Annotated in this window: 6 protein-coding genes and 1 pseudogene; 5 read left to right on the top strand and 2 right to left on the bottom strand. The window is 46.7% G+C overall.

What is annotated here, in order from left to right; translation table 11 throughout:
* A pseudogene (locus ACOJS8_RS11465) lies at positions 1–728 on the top strand (hypothetical protein); the annotation flags it as partial.
* 6 nt (positions 729–734) lie between these two features.
* Here the strand turns inward: ACOJS8_RS11465 and ACOJS8_RS11460 are convergent.
* Positions 735–1,730 carry a patatin-like phospholipase family protein gene (locus ACOJS8_RS11460; RefSeq protein WP_420148678.1) on the bottom strand — a complete coding sequence of 332 codons (996 nt, stop codon included), beginning with the start codon at positions 1,728–1,730 and terminating at the stop codon, positions 735–737.
* 238 nt (positions 1,731–1,968) lie between these two features.
* Between ACOJS8_RS11460 and ACOJS8_RS11455 the strand changes: the two genes are divergently transcribed.
* Positions 1,969–2,943, top strand: coding sequence for a polyprenyl synthetase family protein (locus ACOJS8_RS11455; protein ID WP_420148677.1), 975 nt, complete (start codon positions 1,969–1,971; stop codon positions 2,941–2,943).
* An 85-nt stretch (positions 2,944–3,028) separates the two neighbouring features.
* Positions 3,029–4,693: an alkaline phosphatase PafA gene (pafA, locus tag ACOJS8_RS11450; protein WP_420148676.1), complete on the top strand. Its 1,665-nt coding sequence runs from the start codon at positions 3,029–3,031 to the stop codon at positions 4,691–4,693.
* Between the two features lie 48 nt (positions 4,694–4,741).
* Here pafA and ACOJS8_RS11445 read toward each other — a convergent pair whose 3' ends face one another.
* Positions 4,742–5,503 carry a biotin--[acetyl-CoA-carboxylase] ligase gene (locus ACOJS8_RS11445; protein ID WP_420148675.1) on the bottom strand — a complete coding sequence of 254 codons (762 nt, stop codon included), beginning with the start codon at positions 5,501–5,503 and terminating at the stop codon, positions 4,742–4,744.
* A 118-nt stretch (positions 5,504–5,621) separates the two neighbouring features.
* On the opposite strand from ACOJS8_RS11445, the gene rsfS reads away from it, so the two are divergent.
* Together rsfS and ftsH are read left to right on the top strand one after the other, a co-directional pair.
* Entirely contained in the window at positions 5,622–6,017 is a 396-nt protein-coding gene (rsfS, locus tag ACOJS8_RS11440) for a ribosome silencing factor (protein ID WP_420148674.1), read from the top strand.
* Between the two features lie 153 nt (positions 6,018–6,170).
* Positions 6,171–7,796 (top strand): ATP-dependent zinc metalloprotease FtsH (gene ftsH, locus ACOJS8_RS11435; RefSeq protein WP_420148673.1); only part of this gene is annotated, 1,626 nt, incomplete at its 3' end.

Below are 7,796 nucleotides of genomic sequence, written 5' to 3'. Positions count from 1 at the left end.
GTTTTTTGAACTGGCAAATGCAACGTAACGGCTTAAAAGTGGAACGGTTTCAGGCGGGGCGATCGAATCAGATTGTTTCGGGTAAACCGGCAAAACTCCATCAAAAATATCCGTTTGAGGTGATCAATCAAGCTGTGAACGGAGAGATACGTACTGGTACCGGCATTGAAACCCGATCGTTGTTTCCAGACTTAACTACGCTAAAACCCGCTGACTATCCAAACGAAAATATGTGTAGCATCGCCTTTCAAATTCGCTACGGTCTGTTCGACTATTTTTCCGGAGCCGATATTCAGGGTGTACTTCAATTCGGTCAGCCAGCCTGGCATGACGTAGAAACCCCGATTGCCAAGGTAGCAGGCCCTGTTGATGTGCAACTACTCGATCATCACGGCTATGCTGATTCGCAAAATGGCGCTTTGTTAGCGAGTCTACGACCCCGTATTTTTGTCATTCCTTCCTGGGCATCTTCCCATCCGGCGCCTGAGGTGCTCGAACGTATCTATTCCGAACAAACGTACAAAGGAGAGCGGGACGTGTTTGCCCTAAACCTGCTTGAAGAGGCTAAAATCGCTAACAGTAATTTTCTGCCTCGGTTAAAAAGTCAGTCGGGACATGTCGTTATTCGGGTTGCACCCGGTGGTGCTACGTATCATGTTCTGGTTGTGGACGATACGGATGAATCGTTTAGAGTGAAAGCAAGCTATGGGCCGTACTTGTCTCAATAGTAATAGTTACGGTAAAATAGATGATTTTTTGTCGGATTGTCTGGCTATCAGTACGTCGGTGCCAGCCTGATATCCCTGCACTATCATCCGGCTAATATCTTCCGACGTGAATTTCATCATGTTTAAGTACAGCGGTTCTGTCGGCCGGATAATCGTTAACGAAATATTGCGGCCGTGCAGTTTTTCGCGCTCGGCAAAGCGTTCGGCCCAGGCAATGTCGTTGTTTACCAATTGGTTAACAGTGATATCTTTCACTCGATCGGCCAGGTTGAGCAGATTACGATAGTTAAACTTCTCGTTATATATTTTCTTGGCATGGCAGGCAGCACAGGCAATCTCTGTTGCGCCATCCTCAATAGCAACACGTAGCGGTGCCACTTCACGAAGGCCACCATCCAAAAAAGCGCGTCGATGATCACCAGCTATTTGCACGGCAGGCATCAAAAAAGGCAATGAACTACTGGCGTAAACGTAATCCAGAAAATTAGGGTCATGGGCATCGGCGTAGCACATATCTCCCTCAATAATGTCGACGGCGCCAACTTTAATCTTGACAGGGCCGTTTTTAATCGCTTCCAGGTCAATGTTATTACGAATAAGATTCTTGATGGGCGAATTGTCCAGCAATCCTTCAAAACGGCTCATAAGCGTATTATATCCCATCCGAAACCGTGATCGGATAACGGCTACGTCGTCGGGCTTGGTAATGTTCCGTATCCAGAACTCGATCAGGTGCTTACCCACTTTCACCCAGTCGACCTGGCCAGTAGTAACGTATTGGCGAGCGGCTTCATTGGCAAGAAACGTAGCGTTAAGACTTCCAACGGAAATACCATAAAGCTGATCCGGTACAAATCCCGATTCAAATAAGGCCATCGCGGCACCCACCTGAAAAGCGCCTTTGAGAGAACCGCCCCCCAGAACAAGGGCTTTGACGGGTGATGTCGGTTGGGAAGGAACAGCATCAGGTTGCGGAACGGGTGGTATAGGATTGTCGATCATAGACGAAGTAGGTATGTGGCAGGAACGGCATATCGTAACGGTAAATTGTCTTTTTTCAACCAATAAACAAAACGAAACCTTATACAGATAGTTTTGAGAAAGGCCCTGCTTTTCGGAACGGCTTTTCGGGGTCTGCACTTTCCTTACTATAATTGCCAAAGAATAGTTGAGGTTGTCAGTTAAGAGTCGTTAGTAAATAACTACGGACTACTGACGACTATTGGCTAACGACTTTATTATGCCTCTTACCGTCGCTGATATACAAGCCCCGATTGCTGCCGAAATGGAGTTGTTCGAGCAGAAATTTCGGGGGCAGATGAAAAGCGATGTGATGTTACTCGACCAAATCATGAAATACATCGTGAAGCGGAAGGGTAAGCAGTTACGGCCAATGTTCGTATTTCTGACAGCGGGCGTTTGCGGAAAAATCACGGAAGCAACGTACCGGGGTGCTTCGCTTATCGAATTACTTCACACCGCTACGCTTGTTCATGACGACGTAGTGGATGATTCGAATTACCGGCGTGGTTTTTTTTCGATCAATGCACTCTGGAAGAATAAAGTAGCCGTGCTCGTTGGCGACTATCTGCTGTCGCGCGGGCTGCTACTCTCCGTAAACAATGGCGATTTTGATTTGCTTCAGATCGTTTCGCGGGCCGTCCGCGAATTAAGCGAAGGCGAGTTACTACAGATTGAAAAAGCGCGTCGGCTCGATATTACTGAGGACGTTTATTATGAAATTATTCGCCAGAAAACAGCTTCGCTCATTGCCGCCTGTTGCGCAGTAGGAGCCCGTTCGGTGGGCGTCGAGCCGGAAATTGTTGAACAGGCCAGAGCCTTCGGCGAAAAAGTTGGTATTGCGTTCCAGATTAAAGATGATCTGTTCGATTACGGTACAGCGGAAGTAGGGAAACCCCTGGGAATCGATATCAAGGAGAAGAAAATGACCCTTCCGCTTATCTACGCGTTGAACAAAGCTGGTTTTCTGGAAAAACGCCGGATTATTAACCTCGTCAAAAATGAAAGCGAGAATCCGAAGAAGGTTAACGAGGTGATTACATTCGTAAAAAATTCAGGCGGTATTGAATACGCTACAGAAGCTATGAACCGCTACGTTGCCGAAGCCCAGACGCTGCTGAATTCATTCCCGGATTCGGTTTATCGGAATTCTCTGCATCAATTGGTTCAGTACACCATCGAACGAAGTAAATAGAGAAAGGCAAGCCTGGTTTTGAAGACTTTGCCCAATAATTTGTTTCGTACCTTTGCATGACCTGACTACCATACACAACGATTTCATGCGTTTACGTTCTATCTATCTATTATTTTCATTCGTTGCGGTAACGGCTTTTGCTCAGCCCAAAAAATCAGCAACCGTTACCCGTAAAGACCCTACATCTCTGGCACGTCCTAAACTCGTGGTAGGTATTGTTGTCGATCAGATGCGCTATGACTACCTGTACCGCTATTATAACAAATTCGGTAAGGGAGGATTCCGGCGTTTAATGGATGGGGGCTTCAATGCCCGTAACAATCACTACCATTACGCTGCTACGTATACAGGTCCCGGCCATGCCGCCATTTATACAGGGTCGGCGCCAGCACTCAACGGAATTGTCGGTAATGATTTCTACGAACGGAACATCGGTCGGTTAATGTACTGTGCCGAAGACACGACAGTTAGCAGCGTAGGCAATACAGGAACCGCCGGTAAAATGTCGCCACGTAATTTGCTCGTAACAACCATTGGTGATCAGCTTAAACTGGCTACGGACGGGCGGGCAAAAGTGGTCGGTATAGCCCTGAAAGATAGAGGGGCGATCTTACCCGCCGGACATGCTGCCGATGCTGCCTATTGGTTCGATTCAAAAGACGGTAATTTTATCAGCAGTACGTTCTATCAGAAAGAATTACCTAAATGGGTACAGGATTTTAATGCCCGCAAACTGCCAGAGCAGTTCATCACGCAAAAGTGGGAGCCTACGCTGGCTCTGGATCAGTACACCGAAAGTACTGTTGATGATGAACCTTATGAGTCGGTGCTGGCTGGTGAGACAAAGTCTGTATTTCCGCATGCATTTGTCGTTCAGGCTGGTGGGCTGAAATATGAGCCGTTACGTACGAGTCCTTATGGCGACCAGATTACGAAAGAGTTTGCGCTCGCAGCCATTAAAGGAGAACAGCTGGGTCAGCACGACGTAACAGACATGCTTTGCCTAAGTTTCTCATCGCCCGATTATATTGGACACGCGTTTGGTACACATGCTATCGAAACCGAAGATAATTATATTCGACTCGACCGGCAACTGACCGATATCTTTACTCAATTAGATGCGACCGTTGGCAAAGGAGAGTGGCTTGCGTTTTTGTCAGCCGATCATGGTGTAGTGGATGCGCCAGGCTTTCTGCAACAGTATCGAATTCCAGCCGGTATAAAAAGCTATGGGGCAATTGGTGAAGTTGTAAAGAGCACACTCGAAAAAGCCTATGGACCTGGTCAGTGGATGCTCTCGTACTTCAATCAGCAGATTTATCTTAATCATTCCCTACTAACGGAAAAGAAAATTGCCATCCAGCAGGTTTACGAAATCCTACAGGCCGAGTTATTAAAGCAGACAGCAGTAGTCAACGTAATTAACCTTCATAATCTCGGTGCTGAAGCTCTGCCAGAATTGCAGGCCAACTTGTTCAAGAACGTATATCACCCAAATCGAAGTGGTGATTTCTACGTATTGCAGGCACCTGGCTGGTTAGAGGGCCGTAATAAAGGCACTACGCACGGAACGGTCTATGCCTATGACACGCACGTACCGTTTCTGGTGTACGGCTGGGGAGTTAAACCCGGACAGACGTTACGTCGGACCCATGTGCATGATATTGCCCCAACAATTACGGCCTTGCTGCATCTGCTTGAGCCCAGTGGTTGTATCGGCAATCCTGTTGAAGAAGCAATCGCAAAGTAATTCAATACGCTAAGCGACAGAACGTACTCACTTGATACGTTCTGTCGCTTATACAAAACTTACTTCTTTAAAACCGAAATACCGTACCTGTTCATGATCGGCGATAGCTAAACGCCCTGTACTATCAACGCCAATAATCGTTCCTCGAAAGTACTGACCTTCACGCTCGAACAGGTGCTCTTCCTGATACCGGTAAAGTATCTGTAAATAGCTGATTTTTAACGTATCGCGCTGGCCCGACCGTAGTTGTAAATAGCGTTGTTCGAGGGTTTCGCAAAGGCGGCTGAGCAAGCCTGCTACGTCGTAACCATTAGGCAAAGGGGACTGCTGCTGTAATGATGTGGCCGTTGAATAACTAAAGTCAGTCTGATTGATATTTAGCCCCATCCCGACAACGGACCACGCGATATTATAACTGTATAACGTATTCTCGATCAGTATGCCACCCAATTTATAGTCACCAACGTAAACATCATTTGGCCATTTGATACGTAGTGCATCGCCAACCAAGGGCTGAAGAAGATCATATATACCAAGCGAGATCGCAATATTCAGCCAAAACTGTTCGGAAGCTGATAAAAATGTTGGTTTTAAAATAAGCGAAGCCGTTAAATTTTGCCCTGATTTTGCCTCCCATTGGTTGCCTCGTTGCCCACGGCCAGCCATCTGATTATCCGTAACAACGAGAGTGCCTTCAGCAGGGTCAGTTTGGGCAATCAAAGTAGCCGCTTCGTCGTTAGTAGACTGACAGCTTGGCAGATATTGTATTTTTTGCCCGAGAAAAAGTGTTTTGGGATAGATTTTGTACAAAAGATTGTATAGTTTAGTAGAGTAGAAATAAAAGTTAATGAATGGTACTTTGGATATTTTCTATCCATTAGGTAAAGTACCCGCTGATTAACGCATCGTGCAATGTTAAACCGAAAGCATGAGAATTAACAAAAACCATGAATTTACTGCCGAGCAGATCCGCGATTTTGTTGTGCGGGGTATGCAGGAAAAAAAAGCGCAGGACATTGTTGTAATGGATTTGCGCAACGTTAAAAACGCTATCTGTGATTACTTTGTTCTATGTTCGGGTAACTCCGATACGCAGATTGATGCCATCTCAACGTCGATAGAAGAGGAAGTTTATAAAGCCAGTAAGCAAGATCCCTGGCATAAGGAAGGGAAACTGAACCGCGAATGGATTCTGCTGGATTACGTTGATGTGGTGGCTCACGTCTTCAAAAAAGATCGCCGGGCCTTCTACGACCTCGAACAACTTTGGGGCGATGCTGAGATCCGGGTAATTGAAGACAATGCACTGATGACAGTATCCTGACGAACTGATTGTCTTTGTAATAAAGAGTGTGAAAAGGCCTTTTTTGGCCGTTTATGGGATAGATGAACCGTCTGTCCTAACCGTTTCACGGTAGAAACATTCATTCGTGAAACGGTGTTACTTGTTGGAATCCGTTTTGTACAACCTGAGGAAATGGCAGAAAATAATAATAGAAATCCGTTAGTACCCCGAGGTGGCCCACGTAAGCCTAACTTTCAGGGCTGGATTGTGGCGTTGCTGATTGCGGCTATTCTTGGCATTACGTTCTTTAACCGGAGTTCAGCCACTCGCGAGATCTCGCAAAAGCGGTTTGAGCAAATGGTGAAAGAACATGAAGTAGCCGAAGCAGTAGTCGTAAATGATAAAGTTGCGGAGATAACCCTCACCCAACAAGCTGCGCAAAGTCCCAAATACCGTAACTTATTTGCTGACAAGCCGTATTTCGGCAGCAATCACGGTCCGCATTTCCAAATCCAGATAGCCTCTGGAGAGACGTTCAAAAAAGATCTGGACGCAATGGAAAAGGACGTACCAGCCAATGAAAAAGTCGAATACCGATTTGAACAACGTAGCGATTTCGGAAGCATTATCAGTACATGGGGTTTCCTGATCGTCATGATTTTGGCGATGTACTTTTTGCTGGGACGTGTGTCTGGCGCAGGAGGGCCGGGTGGTCAGATTTTCAACATAGGAAAATCGAAAGCAGCCTTGTTCGATGCTGATAACAAGGTTAAAATCACGTTCAACGACGTAGCGGGTCTGGATGAAGCGAAGGAAGAGATTAAGGAAATCGTCGACTATCTGAAGAACCCAACCAAGTTTACCAAGCTGGGGGCAAAAATTCCAAAAGGAGCATTGTTAATTGGTCCTCCGGGTACTGGTAAAACCTTGTTAGCAAAAGCAGTTGCTGGAGAAGCAGGTGTTCCATTCTTCTCGCTGTCTGGCTCTGACTTTGTTGAAATGTTCGTTGGGGTAGGGGCCGCTCGTGTGCGTGACCTCTTTAAACAGGCTAAAGAAAAAGCGCCTTGTATCATATTCATTGACGAGATCGACGCCGTAGGTCGCTCACGTGGTCGTGGTTCAATGCCCGGTGCTAATGATGAACGTGAAAATACGTTGAACTCACTACTGGTCGAAATGGATGGTTTCGCAACGGATTCAGGAATTATCATCCTGGCCGCTACCAACCGTCCTGACGTACTGGATTCTGCCTTGCAGCGTCCTGGCCGTTTCGACCGTCAGATCAGTATTGAGAAGCCCGACATTATCGGTCGTGAAGCAATTTTCCGGGTTCACCTGAAGCCAATCAAGCTGGCGCCAGATGTTGATCCGAAAGAATTAGCCGCTCAAACACCTGGTTTTGCTGGAGCGGAAATCGCTAACGTTTGTAACGAAGCGGCTCTGATTGCTGCACGTAGTGATAAAGAGGCTGTTGATATGAAGGACTTCCAGGACGCAATGGATCGCGTAATTGGTGGTCTGGAAAAGAAAAACAAGATCATCTCTCCGGAAGAGAAAGAGATTGTAGCGTACCATGAAGCAGGTCACGCTGTAGCCGGCTGGTTCCTCGAACATGCTGATCCACTCGTAAAAGTTACCATTGTACCGCGTGGAGTAGCTGCGCTCGGATATGCCCAGTATCTGCCTCGTGAACAGTATCTGTACCGTACAGAACAGCTCATGGACGAAATGTGCATGGCATTGGGCGGTCGGGCTGCTGAAGATCTGATTTTCGGGAAAGTATCGACGGGTGCGTTAAGCGATCTGGAACGTATTACG

Source organism: Spirosoma sp., assembly GCF_048594605.1.
Classification (GTDB): Bacteria; Bacteroidota; Bacteroidia; order Cytophagales; family Spirosomataceae; genus Spirosoma.
This window is presented reverse-complemented; position numbering and strand designations above follow the sequence as displayed.

Coding starts and splice junctions, on each gene's coding strand:
- ACOJS8_RS11455 (WP_420148677.1), top strand. CDS start 1,969: ATGCCTCTTACCGTCGCTGATATACAAGCCCCGATTGCTGCCGAAATG.
- ACOJS8_RS11460 (WP_420148678.1), bottom strand. CDS start 1,730: ATGATCGACAATCCTATACCACCCGTTCCGCAACCTGATGCTGTTCCT.
- pafA (WP_420148676.1), top strand. CDS start 3,029: ATGCGTTTACGTTCTATCTATCTATTATTTTCATTCGTTGCGGTAACG.
- rsfS (WP_420148674.1), top strand. CDS start 5,622: ATGAGAATTAACAAAAACCATGAATTTACTGCCGAGCAGATCCGCGAT.